General features: G+C 60.3%; 16 protein-coding genes and 1 pseudogene. 4 read left to right on the top strand and 13 right to left on the bottom strand.

The window, feature by feature from the left end; translation table 11 throughout:
• Both pgl and zwf read right to left on the bottom strand, forming a co-directional pair.
• Positions 1–714, bottom strand: coding sequence for a 6-phosphogluconolactonase (pgl, locus tag ACA064_RS06510; RefSeq protein WP_497672644.1), 714 nt, complete (start codon positions 712–714; stop codon positions 1–3).
• Positions 701–2,170 (bottom strand): glucose-6-phosphate dehydrogenase, encoded by a 1,470-nt coding sequence (zwf, locus tag ACA064_RS06505; RefSeq protein WP_497672643.1) that lies wholly within the window; start codon positions 2,168–2,170, stop codon positions 701–703. Before zwf ends, pgl begins: the two co-directional genes overlap by 14 nt.
• 206 nt (positions 2,171–2,376) lie before the next feature.
• Here zwf and ACA064_RS06500 point away from each other — a divergent pair, with 206 nt between their 5' ends.
• Entirely contained in the window at positions 2,377–3,237 is an 861-nt protein-coding gene (locus tag ACA064_RS06500; protein ID WP_497674182.1) for a MurR/RpiR family transcriptional regulator, read from the top strand.
• A gap of 48 nt (positions 3,238–3,285) precedes the next feature.
• On the opposite strand, the gene ACA064_RS06495 is transcribed toward ACA064_RS06500, so the two are convergent.
• From ACA064_RS06495 to edd, 11 genes are all read right to left on the bottom strand, one after another.
• On the bottom strand, positions 3,286–4,140 hold the full coding sequence (locus ACA064_RS06495; RefSeq protein WP_497672642.1) for a D-hexose-6-phosphate mutarotase: 855 nt from the start codon (positions 4,138–4,140) through the stop codon (positions 3,286–3,288).
• A gap of 321 nt (positions 4,141–4,461) precedes the next feature.
• The gene (locus ACA064_RS06490) at positions 4,462–5,808 is read right to left on the bottom strand and encodes a carbohydrate porin (RefSeq protein ID WP_497672641.1); all 1,347 of its coding nucleotides are present in this window, start codon (positions 5,806–5,808) and stop codon (positions 4,462–4,464) included.
• A gap of 182 nt (positions 5,809–5,990) precedes the next feature.
• On the bottom strand, positions 5,991–7,151 hold the full coding sequence (locus ACA064_RS06485) for an ABC transporter ATP-binding protein (RefSeq protein ID WP_497672640.1): 1,161 nt from the start codon (positions 7,149–7,151) through the stop codon (positions 5,991–5,993).
• Positions 7,152–7,154: 3 nt separating this feature from the next.
• Positions 7,155–8,000, bottom strand: a complete 846-nt coding sequence (locus tag ACA064_RS06480; RefSeq protein ID WP_150643903.1) for a carbohydrate ABC transporter permease — start codon at positions 7,998–8,000, stop codon at positions 7,155–7,157.
• Positions 7,993–8,901: a carbohydrate ABC transporter permease gene (locus ACA064_RS06475; RefSeq protein ID WP_150643904.1), complete on the bottom strand. Its 909-nt coding sequence runs from the start codon at positions 8,899–8,901 to the stop codon at positions 7,993–7,995. Before ACA064_RS06475 ends, ACA064_RS06480 begins: the two co-directional genes overlap by 8 nt.
• 124 nt (positions 8,902–9,025) lie before the next feature.
• A complete protein-coding gene (locus ACA064_RS06470; RefSeq protein WP_497672639.1) occupies positions 9,026–10,306 on the bottom strand; it encodes an ABC transporter substrate-binding protein in 1,281 nt (426 codons plus the stop codon).
• 115 nt (positions 10,307–10,421) lie between these two features.
• Complete coding sequence (locus tag ACA064_RS06465; protein WP_497672638.1) at positions 10,422–11,681, bottom strand: D-mannose isomerase; 1,260 nt, start codon at positions 11,679–11,681, stop codon at positions 10,422–10,424.
• A gap of 212 nt (positions 11,682–11,893) precedes the next feature.
• Positions 11,894–13,363 carry an ATP-binding protein gene (locus tag ACA064_RS06460; protein WP_497672637.1) on the bottom strand — a complete coding sequence of 490 codons (1,470 nt, stop codon included), beginning with the start codon at positions 13,361–13,363 and terminating at the stop codon, positions 11,894–11,896.
• Positions 13,353–14,084: a response regulator gene (locus tag ACA064_RS06455; RefSeq protein WP_497672636.1), complete on the bottom strand. Its 732-nt coding sequence runs from the start codon at positions 14,082–14,084 to the stop codon at positions 13,353–13,355. The genes ACA064_RS06460 and ACA064_RS06455 overlap by 11 nt, the downstream gene beginning before the upstream one ends.
• 215 nt (positions 14,085–14,299) lie before the next feature.
• Positions 14,300–15,256 (bottom strand): glucokinase, encoded by a 957-nt coding sequence (locus ACA064_RS06450; RefSeq protein WP_497672635.1) that lies wholly within the window; start codon positions 15,254–15,256, stop codon positions 14,300–14,302.
• Positions 15,253–17,079 carry a phosphogluconate dehydratase gene (gene edd, locus ACA064_RS06445; RefSeq protein ID WP_497672634.1) on the bottom strand — a complete coding sequence of 609 codons (1,827 nt, stop codon included), beginning with the start codon at positions 17,077–17,079 and terminating at the stop codon, positions 15,253–15,255. Before edd ends, ACA064_RS06450 begins: the two co-directional genes overlap by 4 nt.
• 222 nt (positions 17,080–17,301) lie before the next feature.
• Between edd and gap the strand changes: the two genes are divergently transcribed.
• The 3 genes and pseudogenes from gap to ACA064_RS06430 all read left to right on the top strand — a co-directional run.
• Entirely contained in the window at positions 17,302–18,303 is a 1,002-nt protein-coding gene (gene gap, locus ACA064_RS06440) for a type I glyceraldehyde-3-phosphate dehydrogenase (protein ID WP_497672633.1), read from the top strand.
• 27 nt (positions 18,304–18,330) lie between these two features.
• Positions 18,331–18,795, top strand: coding sequence for a methylglyoxal synthase (locus tag ACA064_RS06435; RefSeq protein WP_497674181.1), 465 nt, complete (start codon positions 18,331–18,333; stop codon positions 18,793–18,795).
• A 477-nt stretch (positions 18,796–19,272) separates the two neighbouring features.
• A pseudogene (locus ACA064_RS06430) lies at positions 19,273–20,553 on the top strand (methyl-accepting chemotaxis protein); the annotation flags it as partial.
• Between the last annotated feature and the right edge of the window lie 73 nt (positions 20,554–20,626).

Genomic DNA, 20,626 nt, shown 5'->3' with positions numbered 1-20,626 from the left:
TTATGGGCACCAGTAAATCTCTAACGTAGGTTGCAAAAACGCGCGAATCGGCAATTCGGCGACATCGTCGCCGGCCAGTGCGGCACTCAGGGTGGTCAGTTTGGACTGACCGGATATCGACAGAACGGTGGTCTTGGCCGAGGCCAGTAGCGCACGGCTCATGCTCAGGCGCTGATGGGGCACGGTCGGCGCCAGCATTGGCCAGCAACGGCGTGAACCATCAGGCTTGAGCGCTTCTTCCAGGTTCGGGCTGTTGGGGAACAGCGAGGCGGTATGCCCATCGTCGCCCATGCCCAATATCAGGACGTCGATCGAAGGCAATTCAGCCAGCAGGCGATCGGCGTGCTCGGCAGCCTGTTCAAGATTGGCGGCTGCGCTATAAAGGCTGAGGAACTGCGCCTTGGCCGCCGGACCTTGCAACAGATAACGTTTGAGCAGACCGGCATTGCTGTCGGCATGTTCCACCGGTACCCAGCGTTCATCAGCCAGGCTGACGACCACGTTGGACCAGTCCAGCGACTGCTTGGCCAGATGCTGGAAAAACGCCACCGGGCTGCGCCCGCCAGACACCACCAGCACCGCCGTGCCGCGCTCGCTGATAGCGTCGCTTAGGTGCTTGGCCACCTTCAGTGCCAGGCCTTCGGCCAGCAGCACCGGGCTGCGGAACTCATGGGCGCTGACGCCCTGAGGCAGTTTCAATTCAGATATCGCCATACCACGACCTCCCATCTCGCGTAATCAGTGCAATCGAGCTCATCGGCCCCCAGGACCCGGCCGCGTACGGCTTGGGCGCATCACCGGACTTCTTCCAGCCGGCGATCAACTGGTCACACCATTTCCACGCGGCTTCGATTTCATCTTTACGGACAAACAGGTTCTGATTGCCACGCATTACTTCCAGCAACAACCGCTCGTAGGCATCGGGAATCCGTGCACTGCGGTAGGTGTCGGAAAAATTCAGCTGCAACGGACCGCTGCGCAGCTGCATGCCCTTGTCCAGGCCTTGTTCCTTGGTCATCACCCGCAGGGAAATACCTTCGTCCGGTTGCAGGCGGATGATCAGTTTGTTGCTGATCTGCAGGCGCTGCTCGGGGGCGAAGATGTAGTGCGACGGTTCCTTGAAGTGGATGACGATCTGCGACAGCTTCTGCGGCATGCGTTTGCCAGTACGCAGATAAAACGGCACCCCGGCCCAACGCCAGTTGCGAATGTCGGCACGCAGCGCGACGAAGGTTTCGGTATCACTCTGGGTGTTGGAGTTTTCTTCCTCCAGGTAACCCGGTACCGATTTTCCTTCGCTGTAGCCGGCGATGTACTGGCCGCGCACTACTTGGGTAGTCAGGCCTTCCGGGCTGATCGGCGCCAGGGCCTTGAGCACCTTTACTTTCTCGTCACGGATACTGTCGGCGGACAGGTCGGCCGGCGGGTCCATGGCGATCAGGCAGAGCAGTTGCAGCAGGTGATTCTGGATCATGTCCCGCAGCTGGCCAGCCTTGTCGAAGTAGCCCCAACGGCCTTCGATACCAACCTTCTCGGCCACGGTAATTTCGACGTGGGAGATATAATTCTGGTTCCACTGGGTTTCGAACAGACTGTTGGCAAAGCGCAGGGCGATCAGGTTCTGTACCGTCTCTTTGCCCAGATAGTGGTCGATCCGGTAGGTGCGGTTTTCCGGGAAGTACTGCGCCACCGCATCATTGACCTTGCGCGACGACTCGAGATCGGAGCCGATGGGCTTTTCCAGCACCACGCGGGTGTTCTCGGTCAGGCCGACCTTCGACAGGTTCTCGCAGATTGCCCCGTAGACCGCCGCCGGAGTGGCGAAGTAGGCAATCACTCGCTGCGCGCTTCCAGCCTGCTCGGCCAGGGCGACATAATCGTCAGCCTTGAGGAAGTCGACATGCAGGTAACTCAGGCGCGCCAGGAAGCGTTCAGCCAAGGCTTCGTCGAATTCCTTGGCATCTACATAACGGCGCAGTTCGGCCGCGATAAGGGCCAGATGCTGCTGCTCGCTGCCAGGCTCACGGGCCAGCGCGATAATCCGCGAGTCCTCGTGCAGCAGGCCAGCGCCATCGAGCTGATACAAGGCAGGAAACAACTTACGAAGCGCCAGATCGCCAAGGGCGCCGAACAGGGCAAAGGTGCAAGGTTCAACCGTAATCGAAGGCATGATGTTTGTTCTTTTATCAAGTTAAGCTACAAATACCTTTTTTTTAGGCATCACTCAAGGGAAAATGTAGTAATAACCACAACATTTACTCAAAATATAGATTCCGAGTGGTGGTAGGTCGAGGCCATCAGTAGGATAGGCCACCGCCAAGGGCCAATTCAAAGGCCCAATTTGCATAGCCGACCAAGGAAATCCGAATGGACCGCGTGCGAAATCTCCTGGAAACGATCCAGAAACGCCTCGAAGATTTGAACAAGGCTGAACGTAAAGTCGCCGAAGTCATCCTGCTCAATCCGCAGCAAGCGACCCGCTTCAGCATCGCCGCCCTCGCCCAGGCCGCTTCGGTCAGCGAACCGACGGTCAACCGTTTCTGCCGCTCGTTCGGCGTCAGCGGTTACCCGGAACTCAAGCTGCAGCTGGCCCAGAGCCTGGCCAGCGGCGCGGCCTATGTCAGCCGTGCGGTGGAGGCGGATGACAACCCTGAAGCCTATACCCAGAAGATCTTCGGCAGCGCCATCGCGTCCCTGGACAGCGCCTGCCAGGCGCTGGACCCGAACCTGATCAGTCGCGCCGTCGACTTGTTGATCCAGGCCCGGCAGATCCACTTCTTCGGCCTCGGCGCTTCCGCCCCGGTGGCCCTGGATGCCCAGCACAAGTTCTTCCGTTTCAACCTGGCCGTCACCGCCCATGCCGACGTGCTGATGCAGCGGATGATTGCCTCGGTGGCGCATACCGGCGAATTGTTCGTGATCATTTCCTACACCGGCCGCACCCGCGAACTGGTGGAAGTGGCGCGCATTGCCCGGGAGAACGGCGCTTCGGTACTCGGCCTGACCGCCGCCGGCTCGCCCTTGGCCAAGGCCAGCACCCTGAGCCTGAACATCCCGCTGCCGGAAGATACCGACATCTATATGCCAATGACCTCGCGGATCATCCAGCTCACGGTGCTCGACGTACTGGCCACCGGCATGACCTTGCGCCGCGGCGTGGATTTCCAGCCGCACCTGCGCAAGATCAAGGAAAGCCTCAACGCCAGCCGGTATCCGATTGGGGATGAGTTTAATTAAGCCGAAAGCTTCATTGGCTGTTATGGCCGCAGCACCGCAGATTGTGGCCTAAGCCCCGACTCTCGCCTGCAAACTCAAATGCGCCCTCTCCCCCGGTGCCAGGCTGAGGCTGTCGGTCCCGCCCCGGGCCGCTTCGACGCAGACGAAGCCTGCAACCTCGTTCCAATTCACCCCCAGCAACGGCCTCGGCCCGGGGTGCCAGACTACGGTATCGGCGCTGTCGCCGGTATCGATGCATAACTCGCGCTGCCAGGCGTGATCGATCAGCTGCAATTCGCCTTCATGTTGGAATACTCGCTGGCAACCGCCCTCGACCCGCAACTCGCCCTTTTGCAGGCAAGCCTGGCGGCTTAATTGGTCGTAACCTTGCACGCCGTCGAGCCCAGACAGCGCTACCTCAGCAACGTCACCAATACGCCAGTAGGCGTGCAACCCATGACTCAACTGGCACGGCAGGCTGTCCTGATGCTCGGTGCTCAGGCGCAAGTCCAGGCTTTCACCCAGGTGTGCGTGCAAATCCACTTGCCAGTCGCACAGCTGCAATTGCCAGTGCAGGCGTACCCCGTCGTCTTCATTGCTGCTGTCGAGCAGCTTCCAGTCGATCAAGCGCGCCCAGCCATGGGAAGGCCAGGCGTTTTCGCTGGGATGACGGCCATACCAGGGCCAGCACACCGGCACGCCACCACGGATCGCCCCGACCTGCGGCCACTTCGCCGCACACCAGAGCCAGGGCTTCTGCCTGCGCGGTTGGAAGTGCAGCAATTGCGCGCCCTGCCGGCTGAACACCGCTTGGCACAGCGGATGATCGATCACCAGCACATCACGCGCCTGATAACGCTCCCAGGCAAAGGTCGGGCGCTCGCGCAGGGAGGTAAAAAAGCGTTGTAGCGGGTGCTCATGCATGTGCCGCGGTCCTGAAAATCATTTGCCCTACCAGTTGAAATCATTTGTGGCGAGGGAGCTTGCTGTGGCGAGGGGGCTTGTCGGAACGCCGCATCGCCCCGTTCGGCTGCGCAGCAGTCGTAAACCGGTACATTCTGTTTACCTGAAACACCGCGGTGATTGGTTTTGGGGCTGCTTCGCAGCCCAGCGGGGGCAAGCCCCCTCGCCACAGAAAGCCCCTCATTTCCACCGTAAGCACCCTGCGCAAGTCCCCAAAAAAAAACGGACAGCCTGGGCCATCCGTAAAATGCGCACATAGAGACGGAGCTTATCGCAAGAGCGTTAGAACACCGACTGAATTTTCAGGCCGGCGACGATCGCGTCGTCGACCTGGTCAACACCGCCCGGGTGTTTGATGTATTGCAGGTTGGGACGCACGGTCAGCCAGTTGGTGACGTGGAAACCGTAGTTGATCTCGGCGTTGTACTCGGTGTCCCGGACAGGCATGAAGCTCGGGTTGTCATAGTCGTCGATCCCGTTGACGGCGTTGATCAGCTTGGTATTTTTCTGCACATCTTCATTGACGTGGATGCGAGCGATACCGATGCCCACGTCGTCTTTCGGACGTGCATTGAACGGACCTTTATAGACCAGCATCAGCTGCTGGTAGTTGTCGACGACGTTGGTGTCCTTGTCGTGGAAGGTGGCGTTGGCGGCGATGTTCAGGCCGCGGCTCTTGTCACCGTTGTGATCGGTGAGTTGCTGCTGCGCCACGAACCAGTAGCCGGACTTGCTGCTGTGGCTGCGATAGGCATTGCCGCTCGTTGCCGCGTCCTGACCATTGGAGTCCTTCAAGACATCATTGGCCTTGGCGGTGCTTTTGTAATAACCGACGCGGTACTCGCCCGGCAGGCTGTTGACGTCAGGTGACCAGACCAGCTCGACCGGAATGATGGTGCCTGCGGTACCACTGCCGCTGAGTTTGAAGCCGTTGCCGGTTTCCAGTTGCGACGGGTTCTGGTTGTACGCACCGATTTGCGCGTAAAGCTCAGGGGTGATGTTGTACTTCACACGGATCGCCGCCTGGCTGACGGGCCAGTTGTACCAGATGTCGCCGACCCAGTTACCCACTTGCGAGCCACAGAACGCCAGGTTCTGGAAGTCGCACGGGAAGGTGTTGAAGTCTTCGCCTTCACCGAAATAGCCGGCCTTGACGTCGAGCTTGCCGTCGAAGTATTTCTGCTTGACCCACAACTGAGTCAGCCGCCAGGTCTGCCCACGACCCCAGACTTCCTGGGAAGAACTGAGAGTACCCGCACGCGGATCGCCGATACGGTCGTTGGAAATGTTGCGACCGCTACGCTCGGTAATCGCCAGTTTGAATTCGGCGTCGTTCCAGCCGAAGATTTTTTCCAGATCCAGTTTCGCGCCAATGGCAAACTGGTCGCTGTATCGTGCAGTGGTGTCGTCGTTGTAACCGCCCTTGAGATTGGAACCGACCTCGCCCACGTACTCCAGCGTGAAGTCGTAGCCCGCTTCGATCAGCTTGGTCCGCTCGCCCCCCCAGTCACCTGTCATCCATTGTGACTCGGAGCTGAACGCCTCAGCAGCATGCACGCTGCCTGCCAGACTCATCAGCGCAATCGCTGACAATTGGCAGATGAGCTGAGCGTTGTTCTTCTTCATCATCCCTACATCCTCGTTTTATTGTTATTAGCTGTTTTTTTCTAACGCGGTTTACATCGGTTGCGGCGGGCGCCGCATACCCCCTGTGGGAGCGAGCTTGCTCGCGATGAGGCCAGCACATTCAGCATCACTGTTGACTGTCACACCGCTATCGCGAGCAAGCTCGCTCCCACATTTTTTGATCTTCAGCGGCCTTTGAATTGCGCAACGTTGGCGGCTCGGGCCTCGGCTTTCGGTTGACCGGCAGCCCCCAGGCGTTCTCCGGTCTTGGCGTCGAACAGCAATACTTTGGAAGGATCGAATTGCAGGGTCAGGGTCTCGCCGACAGCGGGCGCGACGTCCGGCGCGAGGCGGCAACAGACCTTGGTTTCGTTGAGGTTGACGAACACCAGGGTGTCCGGCCCGGTGGGCTCGGTGACCTGGACTTCGGCGCGAATGGTCGGCAGACCATTGGGCTCGCTCGGCGCCAGGACGATCTGCTCCGGGCGCATGCCGAGGATCACTTCGCGATCTTCGAGGCCGGCGTCCTGCATGCCCAGCGGCAGCTCGCAGCGCGCCTGACCGCTGTCGAGCAACGCCAGCAGGCGGCCTTCCTTGCGCTGCAACCGCAGCGGGATAAAGTTCATCGGCGGCGAGCCGATAAAGCTGGCGACGAACAGGTTGGCCGGGTTGTTGTAGATGTCTTTCGGCGTACCGAATTGCTGAATGATCCCGTCCTTCATCACCGCCACCTTGTCGCCCAGGGTCATGGCTTCGATCTGGTCGTGGGTCACGTAGACCGTGGTGGTCTTCAGACGTTGGTGCATCAGTTTCATTTCGGTGCGCATCTCGACCCGCAGCTTGGCGTCGAGGTTGGACAGCGGTTCGTCAAACAGATAAATCTTCGGCCGCCGGGCCAGCGCCCGGCCCATGGCCACCCGCTGTTGCTGGCCACCGGAAAGCTGACCGGGCTTGCGCCCGAGCAGGTGTTCGATTTGCAGCAGCTTGGCGACGCGGGCGACTTCTTCTTCGATCTCGGCCGCCGGCATTTTGCGAATTTTCAAACCGAAGGCGATGTTGTCGCGCACGCTCATGGTCGGGTACAGCGCATAGGACTGAAAGACCATGGCGATGTCGCGATCTTTCGGGCTCATGCCGCTGATGTCGGAGTCGTCCACCAGGATCGAGCCGCCGCTGATGTTTTCCAGGCCGGCGATGCAGTTCATCAAGGTCGACTTGCCGCAGCCGGACGGGCCGACGAGGATCAGGAACTCCCCGTCATCGATCTTCAGTTCGATGTTTTTCAGGGTGTCCGGCAAACCGCTGCCGTAGGTTTTGTTGACGTTGCGTAATTCGAGAGTTGCCATGTTCTACCCCTTGACCGCGCCGGACGTCAGCCCACGCAGGAAATACTTGCCAGCGAATATGTAGACCAGCAGTGTCGGCAGCCCGGCGATCATCGCCGCTGCCATATCAACGTTGTATTCCTTGGCCCCGGTGCTGGTGTTGACCAGGTTGTTCAGGGCCACGGTGATCGGTTGCGCATCGCCGCTGGCGAATACCACCCCGAACAGGAAGTCGTTCCAGATCTGGGTGAACTGCCAGATCAGGCAGACCATGATGATCGGCACCGACATCGGCAGCAGGATCCGCCCGAAAATGGTGAAGAACCCCGCGCCATCCAGCCGCGCCGCCTTGACCAGCGCATCGGGGATGCTCACGTAGTAGTTGCGGAAGAACAGCGTGGTGAACGCCAGGCCGTAGACCACGTGCACCAGCACCAGACCCGTAGTGGTGTTCGCCAGGCCGAGCTTGCCGACGGTGAACGAGGCCGGCAGCAGCACGGTCTGGAACGGCAGGAAGCAACCGAACAGCAACAGTCCGAAGAACAGCTGCGAGCCACGGAAGCGCCACATCGACAACACGTAGCCGTTCATCGCACCGATGAAGGTCGAGATCAACACCGCCGGAACGGTGATTTTCACCGAGTTCCAGAAGTAGCCGCCGACCGTGTCCCAGGCCTTGATCCAGCCAATGCCGTCGATCACTTGCGGCCAGCTCAGGAGGTTGCCGGTGCGGATGTCTTCGGGGCTCTTGAAGCTGGTCAGCAGCATCACCACCAGCGGGATCAAGTACACCGCGGCAGCCAGCAACAAGGTCGCATAGATGGCCACGCGGCTCAGGCTCAGGGCCGGTTTGCCAAGCTGATTACTCATGGCGCTTACCTCGCAATTCGGAGTACAGGTACGGCACCAGAATCGCCAGGATCGCGCCGAGCATCATCATCGCGCTGGCTGAACCGATGCCCATCTGGCCACGGCTGAAGGTGAAGGAATACATGAACATCGCCGGCAAATCAGAGGAGTAACCCGGACCGCCAGCGGTCATCGCCGCCACCAGATCGAAACTCTTGATCGCAATGTGCGCGAGGATCATGAAGGCGCTGAAAAACACCGGACGCAGGCTTGGCAGAACGATGCGCAAATAGATGGTCGGCAGGCTCGCACCATCGACCTGGGCGGCGCGGATGATCGACTGATCGACCCCGCGCAGTCCGGCCAGGAACATCGCCATGACAAAGCCCGAGGCCTGCCAGACCGCGGCGATCACCAGGCAATAGACGACCCGATCCTGATCCACCAGCCAGTCCAGGCGAAAGCCTTCCCATCCCCAATCGCGCATCATTTTGTCCAGCCCCAGGCCCGGGTTGAGCAGCCACTTCCAGGCGGTACCGGTGACGATCATCGACAGCGCCATCGGGTACAGGTAGATGGTGCGGATGAAGCCTTCCTTGCGAATCCGCTGGTCCAGCAGCACCGCGAGAAACACCCCGAGCACCAGGCTGATACCGATAAACATCCCACCGAAGACCGCGAGGTTTTTGCTCGCGACCCACCAGCGATCGTTGTCCAGCAGGCGAATGTATTGCTGCAGGCCGACCCACTTGTAGCTCGGCATAAAGCTGGAGTTGGTGAAGGACAGAATGAACGTCCAGATTATGTAACCGTAGAAACCGACCAGCACGATCAGCATACTTGGCGCCAGCACCAACTTGGGTAGCCAACGCTGCAGTGCATCGAACGGTGAGGTTTTGCGCATTACCGCCACAGAGCTCATCGGAAATGTCCAGGTGAAGAAGTGAAATCCAGACCGAGCGCCTCCAGCGACATGGGCCGGGGCTCATGCCGTACAGGCAACGGTGAGGGGTTGGCCGCAGGCGTGCCTGCGGCGGGTGCAGCTGCTACAGAGCGGCTTTGATCGCCGACGACATCTGCTTGCCGGCCTTGGCCGGGTCGGCATTCTTGTCGCTCATGAAGTTGGTCACCACGTCAAAGATCGCGCCCTGTACCGCCAGGCTCGTGGCCATGTTGTGGGCCATGCTCGGCTCCAGCTTGCCGTTCTTGTCCGCTTCGGCGAAGTCCTTCGCCGACGCCTGGCCACAGGCGTCGAACTTGCTCATGTCGAGGTCGTTGCGCACCGGGATCGAGCCTTTGTTCTGGTTGAACACGTACTGGAATTCAGGCTCCAGAGCGATCTTCGCCACGTCGTTTTGCGCCGCGATATTGCCCGGGGTGTTGTTCTTCGCCGACAGTTTGAACATCGCCAGGGAGTCGATGTTGTAGGTGTAGCTGCCTTGGGTACCGGGGAACGGCACGCACTGGTAGTCCTTGCCGGCGACCTTGTCGGCCGCGGTCCATTCGCTCTTGGCCCAATCGCCCATGATTTGCATGCCGGCCTTGCCGTTGATGACTTCGGCAGCGGCGATGTTCCAGTCACGCCCGGCGCGGTTTTCGTCCATGTAACCGCCGACTTTTTTCAGGGCGGTGAAGACTTCAACCATCTTCTGGCCGCTCAGGGTTTTCTCGTCGAGGTCGATGAAGGCTTTCTTGTAGCCATCGGCGCCCATGATACTCAGCACCAGGTTTTCGAACACCGTGCTGTCCTGCCAAGGCTGACCGCCGTGGGCCAGCGGGATGAAACCGGCGGCCCTGAGCTTGTCGCCAGCGGCATAGAATTCTTCGAGGGTGGTCGGGGCTTTGTCGATGCCGGCTTTTTTGAAGACTTCAGGATTGATCCACAGCCAGTTGACCCGGTGAATGTTCACCGGCACTGCGACGTAGTGCCCGTCGTATTTCATGGTGTCGGAAACGGTTTTGGAGAGCAGCTTGTCCCAGTTGTTCTGGCTGGAGACTTCATCGAGGTTGGTCAGCAGACCCAGTGCGCCCCACTCTTGCAGGTCCGGACCTTTGATCTGTGCGGCAGAAGGCGGGTTGCCAGAGACAGCGCGGGTTTTCAGCACGGTCATGGCCGCGGCACCGCCACCACCGGCGACAGCGCTGTCCTTCCATTCATAGCCGTCTTTTTCCACAAGATTTTCCAGGACTTTGACAGCTTTGGCTTCGCCACCCGAGGTCCACCAGTGCACAACTTCCACCGTGCCTTTGGCATCGGCAGCAAGGGCGCTGAGAGGAAACAACGAGGCGAGAGAAATGACAGTGGCGAGGCGAGTGATCGCATTCATCGGAGTACCTTTCTTGTTGTTATGCATGCAAGTCTGGTGCTTGCGCTGCATAGGATTTTAACCAGGACTTTGGCCTTCGCAGGTAACGAAGGGACGCGTAAATGTCACCACATGGTTACACAGCCGCGCTCCCGGAAAACTGCGCCAAAGCCGTGGCCATGCTTGGCGCCAGCGGCAAGCGGGGCAGCAGGACAGCTTGCCAGGCGTGATAGAGATCGGGCTTGCCGGCCCAGATATCGGCGCTGGGCCGGTTCTGTGGGTCCAGTTCGTGATGCCAGCTGCCGTTGACCCGGTCGATCAAGCGGCTTTCGCTGAACTCCCAGAAGAGCCGATACCAGGTTTCGTAACGCTGATCCCCGGTGCGCTTGAGCAAGGCGCTGGCGGCGGCGCTGGCTTCGCAATGGGTCCAGTGCAAGCGCTGGCGAACCACCGGGCGCTTGTCCCAGCCCAAGGTGTAGACGATGCCCGGTGCGCCATCGACCTCCCAGCCATGAAGGCAGTTGTTCTCGAACAGTTTTTGCGCGTCGATCAGCAACCAGCCGGGCGTCAGCATGCCGGCCTGCACCCGTGCCGCCTCGAGGTGCAAGAGCAGGCGTGACCATTCAAAACCATGGCCGGGCGTCGTGCCATAGGGCCGAAAACCGTCGGCCGGGTTGTCCTGGTTGTACTCGCGCAGCGGCTGCCAGTGACGGTCGAAATGTTCGACTACCAGGAACTGGTTGTCGGCAGCGTGGCCATGAATCACTCGCTCGACGATGCGCAAGGCGCGGTCCAGCCAGCGGTTGTCCTGGGTGATATCCGCCAGGGCCAAAAAGGCTTCGGTTGCGTGCATATTGCTGTTGGCGCCGCGATAAGCCTCCTCGAAGCTCCAGTCGCGACTGAAGGATTCGCCCATGGCGCCCTCCTCCTCGCTCCAGAAATGCTCATCGATCACTTTTATCGCATCCGCCAGCAAAGCCTGTGCACCTGGGCGCCCGGCGACTACCGCAGAGCTGGCGGCCAGTGCAATAAAGGCATGCAGGTAGGCGGCTTTATCCGTGTTGCCGTCGCGGTGGAACGGCGCGGCAAACCATCCACCGTGTTCGGTGTCACGCAGCGGTCCGCTCAGGGCGGCAATGCCGTGGTCGATCAACCCGGCAAACCCGGGAATGCCCTGGATGTGCGCCATGGCAAAGCTGTGGGTCATGCGCGCGGTGTTCATGGTATCGGCTTGGGCATCGGCCGGCAGGCAGCCCAGATAGTCGAGATTGCCGAAGCCTTCGGCGACCTTCGAAGCCTTGGCAAATGTCAGCAGACGCTGGCCTTCGGCGGCGAGCCAGGCGTGGTGGGCAGGTGCGTTCAACCAGCTGCCGGACGCAGGATAAGTGGTGTCCATAGGGTGCCTTTTTTTGTTGTTATGACTGACTGGAGTCTAAACAAGGCTGGGTGGGATGCAGGTAACGAAGGACCGGTGAAATGTCACCGATCAGTGACATAAGATCAAAAGATCAAAAGATCGCAGCCTTCGGCAGCTCCTACAGGGTGTACGCCGTTCCAATGTAGGAGCTGCCGCAGGCTACGATCTTTTCGGCGCGACGCGATATCAGGTCAATCCACCGAACGCGGCAAATGCAAGGTCACCCGCAACCCGCCTTCGCGCAGATTCTGCAAGCTCACTTCGCCGCCATGGCTGTGAGCAATGTTGCGGGCGATGCCCAGTCCCAGACCGTAACCCTGCTGTTGCCCGGCCAGACGAAAGTGCGGTTCGAAGCACTGTTCCAGGCGCTGTTCGGGGACTCCGGGGCCTTCGTCATCCACATGCAGGATAAACGCACTGTCATCGTCGTCGATGTGCAGATGAGCCTTCTGCCCATACTTCAGGGCGTTGTCGATCAGGTTGCCGATGCAACGCTTGAGCGCCAGCGGCTTGCCGGGATAGCTGGCCAGCGCCCGCCCCTGCTGAGTCACCCGGCCATTGCCGTCGGGTGCCAGATAGGGCTCGACCAGGCAATCGAGCACATGATTGAGGTCCACCGGCTCGATGTTTTCATGAATATCGGTGTCCTTGACGCATTGCAGCGCGCCTTTGACCAGCAACTCCAGTTCATCGAGGTCGCGACCGAATTTGGCTTGCAACTGTTCATCTTCCAGCAGTTCGACCCGCAGCCGCAGACGGGTGATCGGCGTGCGCAAATCATGGGAAATGGCGCTGAACAACTGGCTGCGTTCGGTCAGGTAGCGACTGATGCGCTCGCGCATGGCATTGAACGCACGGCCGACCTCGACCACTTCGCTGCCACCACCCTGCGCCACCGGTTCGACTTCGGCGCCCAGTGACATATCCCGTGCAGCCCGCGCCAGGCGCTTGAGCGGCCGACTCTGCCAGTGCACCAGCAGGCCGATAAACAGCAGCAGGAAACCGCTGGTCAGCACAATAAACCACACCTGCTGCGACGGCAGTCCTTGCTCTTCGAGGCTGGTGTAGGGTTCGGGCAACAGCGAGGCGATGTACAGCCATTCGCCTGGGGCCAACTGGATTTGCGTCACCAGCACCGGAGGGTTCACCGGCTCCAGGGTCAACGCGTAATGGGCCCAGGAGCGCGGTAACTCATCGAGCTTCAAACCACCGTTGAAGATTCGCAGGTCCTCGGCGCTGACGAATCGCACCGAGATATCGGCTTCATTGCCCAGGGACTGGCGCAGCACCTCTTCCACCGCCTTGAGCACCGCCTGCTTGCGCGGCGTCGGCGGCAGCACCTCCATGCCCAACGGCTTGTCATTGAGGGTCACAACGAAACGCGTACCGCCCATGCTGCGCAACTGGTCGAGGACCAATGGCCGGTAAGCCACTGGCAAGGAGCGGAAGTAACTGACGCTGGCGGTCATCGAATGGGCCAGGCTACGGGCGCTGGTGACCAGGCCTTCAAGCTGGGTGGCACGCAGTTGCGAGACCCAGATCACGCTCGACAGGGCCTGCGCGAACAGCACCGCAAGCAAGGTCAGCAGCAGCATTCGCCCCAGCAACGAGCGCGGCATTGGCACGCGCCGGGCGATCCAGCTGAAGAATTCAGTGACCATTGCTGGCAACCACATTGGCAGCCAATTGATAACCGCTGCCGCGCACCGTGCGGATCAAGCGTGGCGGTTTGTCGGTGTCGCGCAAGCGCTGGCGCAAGCGGCTGACCGCCATGTCGACGATCCGGTCCAGGGGCATCAGATCGCGGCCGCGGGTAGCGTTGCCGATGGTGTCGCGGTCGAGGATTTCCTGGGGGTGATCGAGGAATAGTTTCAGCAAGGCAAAATCGGCGCCGGACAAAATCACTTCTTCGCCGTCGTTATGAAACAGCCGATGACTGACCATATCCAGGCGCCACTCATCGAAAGACAACACCTCGCCGCCGGAGCGCTCCTGGCCGAACTGGGCCCGGCGCAGCAGTGCCTTGATCCGCGCCTGCAGCTCCCGAGGGCTGAAAGGTTTGCCAAGGTAGTCGTCGGCCCCCAGCTCCAGACCTATTACCCGGTCGGCTTCGTCGGAACTGGCGGTGAGCATGATGATCGGCACCTGGGACTGACGCGGGTGCTGGCGAATCCAGCGGCACAGGCTGAAGCCGTCTTCGTCCGGCAGCATCACGTCGAGGATCACCAGGTCGCTCGGCGCCTCGTTCAAGGCCTGGCGAAACCCGGCACCGTCGGGCGTGGTCCGTACCTGAAAACCGGCGCGACTGAGATAGGTGTCCAGCAACTCGCGTATCTCTTGATCGTCATCGACCAACAAAATCGACTTGTTGACTGAGCTCACGGGGGTCGTCCTTGTTGTTATGGATGAAGCGGATTATGCCTGAGTGGAAATCTACGGCGAATGAGCTTTTGTGGCGAGGGGGCTTGCCCCCGTTCGGCTGCGAAGCAGCCGTAAATTCTGCAACCGAGTATTGTCAGATAAAACTCGGTCGCAGGCTTTGGGACCGCTTCGCGCTCCAGCGGGGGCAAGCCCCCTCGCCACAGGACTCATTTCAATCAGGCAACCGCCTGCTCCAGCGCCACACCCGCGCCGGTCAATCCGGAGTACGGTGCCGTCACCAGCCACACCGGAATACCCTTGAAGTAATCGCTCATGCAACCCTTGTCGACGAAGCAACGGGCAAACCCGCTCTCCAGGAAGAACTCGGCAAACCGCGGAACCACCCCTCCGACGATATACACCCCGCCCCGCCCACCGCAGGTCAACACGTTGTTGCCGGCGACTCGGCCGAGCCAGCAGCAGAACTGCTCCAGCACTTCCAGGGCAATCGGATCCCCCGCCAGCCCGGCAGCGGTGATTGCTTCTGGCGTGTCGAGCACCGGCGCATGCCCATCCACCGCGCAAATCGCCCGATAGACCCGCGGCAATCCGCTGCCGCTCAGCGCCGTTTCAGCGCTGACATGCCCGATCTCATTGAAGATGTGTTGCCACAACTGGGTTTCCCGCGGACTGCTCAATGGCAAATCGACGTGTCCGCCTTCACCCGGTAGCGCCATCCAGCGACCTTCGCCCAGATCCAGCAAAGTGCCAACACCCAAACCAGTCCCGGGCCCCATCACCACCGCCGGGCGCAATGGCTCGGGAGTCCCTTCGCAGACCACTCGAAACTCGTCCGGCTGCAAACGGGTCATGCCCAGGGCCATGGCCGAGAAGTCGTTGACCAGCAACAGCTGATCGACCTGCAAGGTCTGGCAGAAGGCTTTGCGACTCAGCCGCCAGTGATTGTTGGTGAAGCGAAACTCATCGCCACCCACGGGCCCGGCCACCGACAGGCAAACCGACCCAATCGAACCGGGCGGCAAGCCCAGCCCGTTCAGATAGACGCCAATAGCCGCTTCCGGGTTGGCGTAATCTGCCGTCGCCAACACCTGGATCGACTCCAGGCGCTGGTCCTTCCACAACGCAAAACGCGCATTGGTTCCGCCAATGTCACCGACCAGCGCTAACTTCACTTAAGGGTCTCCAGTGCAGAGGTAAAGGCGCTGGCGCCCTGCTCTGCCGAACTGAAGGCCATGCGCATGAAGCCAAACAACTCACGACCGCAGCCGATGCCGTTATCCAGCAGGCCCTTGGCGGGCTCACGGGCGGCGAATTCATCGGCGTCCACCATAAGCTGCAAGGTGCCGTTGACGCCATCGACCCGGATGATATCGCCATCGAGTACCCGCGCCAGCGCGCCGCCGACAAAGGCTTCGGGGCAGACGTGAATCGCTGCCGGGATCTTCCCGGAAGCGCCGGACATGCGCCCGTCGGTGACCAGCGCGACCTTGAAGCCACGGTCCTGCAGCACTCCGAGGAACGGCGTCATCTTGTGCAGTTCCGGCATGCCATTGGAACGTGGCCCCTGGAAGCGCATCACCGCGACAAAGTCCTTCTCCAACAGACCGGCCTTAAAGGCATCGGCCAGGTCCTGCTGATCCTGGAACACCACCGCCGGCGCTTCGACGATCTGATGCTCCGGTGCAACCGCCGAGACCTTCATCACGCCGCGACCAAGGTTACCTTCCATCACCCGCAGACCGCCCTCTGGCGAGAACGCCCGAGCCACCGGTCGCAAAATGTTTTCATCGAGGCTTTCGATCGGACCTTCACGCCAGACCAGCTCACCGTTCTCCAGGAACGGCTCCTGGATGTAGCGGCTCAGGCCATGGCCGGCCACGGTGTTGACGTTTTCGTGGAGCAGACCGGCTTCGAGCAGTTCGCGAATCAGGAACGACATACCCCCGGCCGCCTGGAAGTGGTTGATGTCGGCCTTGCCGTTCGGGTAGACGTGGGACAGGGTCGGCACCACCTCGGAGAGGTCGGCCATGTCCTGCCAGGTCAGTTGAATGCCCGCCGCCATGGCGATCGCCGGCATGTGCAGGGTGTGGTTGGTCGAGCCGCCGGTGGCGTGCAGGGCAACGATCGAGTTGACCAGCGAACGCTCGTCGACGATTTCGCCCAGCGGCATGAAGTTGCCGCTTTGCTTGGTCAGGCGGGTGATCTGATGCGCGGCTTCGCGGGTCAGGGCATCGCGCAATGGCGTGTTCGGATTGACGAAAGAGGCGCCCGGCAGGTGCAGGCCCATGACTTCCATCAGCAACTGATTGGTGTTGGCGGTACCGTAGAAGGTGCAGGTGCCGGGGCTGTGGTAGGACTTCATCTCCGTTTCCAGCAGCTCCTCACGGCTGGCCTTGCCTTCAGCGTAGCGCTGACGGACGTCGGCTTTTTCCTTGTTGGAAATCCCCGAAACCATCGGCCCGCCCGGGACAAAGATCGTCGGCAAATGACCGAAGCGCAGCGCGCCCATCATCAGGCCGGGGACAATCTTGTCGCAGATGCCGAGCATTATCGCCGCGTCGAACATGTTGTGGGACAGCGCCACGGCGGTCGACATCGCGATCACTTCGCGGCTGGCGATACCCAGCTCCATCCCCGGCTCGCCCTGGGTCACGCCATCACACATGGCCGGCACACCGCCGGCGAACTGACCGACCGAGCCGATCTCGCGCAGTGCGTGTTTGAGTTGTTCCGGGTAGTGCTCGTACGGCTGATGCGCCGAGAGCATGTCGTTATATGACGAAACTATTGCCACGTTGGCGGCGTTCATCATTCGCAGGTTGTTTTTGTCTTCAGTGCCACAAGCGGCTACGCCGTGGGCGAAGTTGGCACATTGCAGTCTGGCGCGTTGCGGGCCATCGCTGGCGGCACTGCGAATCAAGGCCAGGTAAGCCTCACGAGTAGCGCGACTGCGGGAAATAAGCCGTTCGGTGACCTCAAGGACGCGGGGATGCATGTGTAGAACTCCAGGCTAACGGATGTGGCGACCTGATTGTCTATGCTGACTGAAGGGGTCTGCGCTTGGCATTGCAGACGTGATCTTCAATCATCCGGACCAGTTGATTCAGGTCACTCGTTGTAGATAAGACAAAATATTGCCACTAAAAAGGCTTGTTTTCTATTTTTTTACGAATAATCTTGTTATTCCAACAACAAAACGACGACAGGTGCCTTTCAAATGACTCTACGAATTGCAATCAATGGTTTTGGCCGTATTGGCCGTAATGTCCTGAGAGCACTCTATACCCAAGGTTACCGTCAGGATCTGCAGATCGTCGCCATCAACGATCTGGGGGACAGCGCGATGAATGCCCACCTGCTCAAGTACGACACCGTCCACGGCACCTTTGATGCCGATGTGCAGCACGATCAGGAAAGCCTGACCGTCAACGGTGACCGCATTGCCGTCAGCGCCATCCGCAACCCGGCCGAGCTGCCATGGGCTGCCGAGAAGATCGACGTCGTCTTCGAATGCACCGGCCTGTTCACCGATCGTGCCAAAGCCGCCGCGCATGTTACTGCCGGGGCCCGCAAAGTGATTATCTCGGCACCGGCCAAAGGTGCCGACGCCACTGTGGTTTACGGGGTCAACCACGACATTCTGCGCCAGTCGCATCAGATCATCTCCAACGCCTCCTGCACCACCAACTGCCTGGCCCCCATCGCCCAGGTGCTGCATCGCGAACTGGGCATCGAAAGCGGCTTGATGACCACCATCCACGCCTACACCAACGACCAGCACCTGACCGACGTCTATCATGTCGACCCCTATCGTGCGCGTTCGGCCACCCAGAATATGATCCCGAGCAAGACCGGCGCCGCCGAAGCGGTGGGCCTGGTGCTGCCGGAACTGGCGGGCAAACTGACCGGCATGTCGGTTCGGGTCCCGGTGATCAACGTATCGCTGGTGGACCTGACCGTGCAGCTCAAGCGCGAAGCCAGCGCCGACCAGGTCAACGCGCTGCTCAAGGAAGCCAGCCAGCACTCGAAGATCCTCGGCTACAACACCCTGCCGCTGGTCTCCAGTGACTTCAACCACAACCCGCTGTCGTCGATTTTCGATGCCAACCACACCAAGTCCAGCGGCAAGTTGCTCAAGGTGCTGGCCTGGTACGACAACGAATGGGGCTTCTCAAACCGCATGCTCGACAATTGCCTGGCGCTCTGCAACGCGGAATAAGGCGGATCCCCTGTGGAACAGCAACCGATGATCGGTATCAGCTTCACCCAGAAAACCATGACGGCGCGCAAGCGCATCGCCCTGGTCGCCCATGACCACTGCAAGGTGTTCCTGCTCGACTGGGCCGAACGGCAAAAGGACAAACTCGCCCAGCACGAACTGGTCGCCACCGGCACCACTGGCCTGCTGCTGAGCAAACGTCTGGGGCTGCCTGTAGAGAGCATGATCAGCGGCCCCTTGGGCGGCGATCAGCAGCTCGGCGCGCGGATCGCCGAGCAGCGGGTGGATATGCTGGTGTTTTTCTGGGACCCCTTCGAGCCACAACCCCACGACCCGGACATCAAGGCGCTGCTACGGGTCGCGGCGGTCTGGAACATCCCGGTGGCCTGCAATGAATGCAGCGCCGATTACCTGCTCAGCAGCCCGCTGATGGATCAGGCGCACGCGTACCGGATTCCCGATTACGAGGCTTACCTGCAGAGCCGTCAATAATTCTCTCACAAAGTAGTACTTGACCATTCGCGCAGATGATAAGAATTATCATTTACTGAAAATGGATCAGGTCCTACTGTGAGTCAATCGCGCTTCAACCACGTATTCCTCGCTCAGCGAGTTTCTCTGCCCCCGCGACCTTCGATCGCTGACAAGCCAGCGCCACTGACTCCCAGATGCCTGCACTCCAGATTGCTGCCGAATCGTTAAAAATAATACACAACCCCTTTCACGCAAACGCCCGTTCCAAAGCCTCCACAGACCTCAGCACAGAACGAAAACGCGTAAAAATTAGAAAAACGCGACATCTCCCTCTCGATTTTCGTCAATTATTTATGACAGACTGCCTACCGCTCGTCGGCCTGCTCTCATGCCAGCACCCTGCGAGCCGATGCCCCGGAGTTGGCGCTAAATGGATTTGGCCACTCGAGTCATTCGACTCATTGCTCATTCCTTGTCCATTAGCGAGATCGCCCCATGTTCGACTCTCTGTCCATCCGCCTGAAAATCGTGCTGCTGTCCGGTCTGTGCCTGCTCGGCGTGGTGGGTCTGATTGTTGGTATGAACATCTACCAGGCCAATCAGAACGATCATCTGGTCAGCGCCTCCAGCACCAAAATGCTCACCGGCAGCGTCGAGAACCTGCTCCAGGCCAAAGCGGCCGAGCAAGCAGTCCGGGTGCAGAAGACTTTCGGCGAAAGCCTGCTGGTGGTGACCGCCCTCGCCGATCAGATCAACGACCTGCGGGTCATGGCTGGCAAGCGTTCGCTGGAGTCGTCGGCGCTGCGCGAAGAACTCAACCAGAGTCTGAAAACCGCCTTCGAGCGCAACAGCAAGCTGCTGGGGATCTGGCTGGCCTTCGAACCCGACGGCCTCGACGGCAAGGACAGCGAATTCGCCAACGACGCGGCCCGCATGTCCAACGAAGTCGGGCGTTTCGCCAGCTACTGGAGCCGCTCTGGCGGCACCGGGATCAACACGATCATGGTCGAAGACGACATGACCAAAACCACCCTCAGCCTCAGCGGCACTCCATACAACAGCTGGTACACCTGCCCACGGGACAGCAAGCGCATCTGCCTGCTTGATCCGTATGCCGACACCGTCGGCGGCAAAGAGATGCTGATGACCACCATTTCCGTGCCCTTGCTGGTCAATGGCAAGGCCATCGGCGTAGTCGGTGTGGATATCGCCCTCGACTCGCTGCAAGCCGCCGCCAAGGACTCCCAGCGCGGGCTGTTCGATGGCGCCGGGCATATGTTGATCGTCTCCGGCAGCGGCGTGCTCGCCGGTTACAGCGCCGATGCCGACAAAGTCGGCAAGAGCATCGGCGAAACCCTGGGCGCAGATGGCAAGGATGTCCTGCAACTGCTGAGCAGCAACACGCCGAAAGTCCTCAAGCAAGGCGACTTGATCCGCGCCGTTTACCCGGTCAGCCCGATTGCCGACTCCAAAGCCTGGGGCGTGGTGATCGACTTGCCACAGCAGGTGCTGCTCGCCGATTCGCTGAAGCTGCAGGCTGTGCTCGACGACGCGCAAGCGAGCAGTACGCTCAAAACCTTGCTGGTGGCCGTCGGCGCCGGCCTGCTCGGGCTGCTGCTGATCTGGCTCACCGCATCGGGTGTCACCCGGCCGATCAACAGCGTCGCGCAAATGCTCAAGGCGATTGCCAGCGGCGATGGCGACCTGACCCAGCGTCTGCACTACAGCAAGAAAGATGAGCTGGGCGAACTGGTCAACTGGTTCAACCGCTTCCTCGACAAGCTGCAGCCGACCATCGCGCAGATCAAGCAAAGCATCACCGAGGCCCGCGGCACGGCCGATCAGTCCT

The sequence above is a fragment of the Pseudomonas sp. LBUM1658 genome (assembly GCF_059716055.1).
Note: the sequence above shows the minus strand (reverse complement) of the source record. Positions and strands in the feature narration are given on the sequence as shown.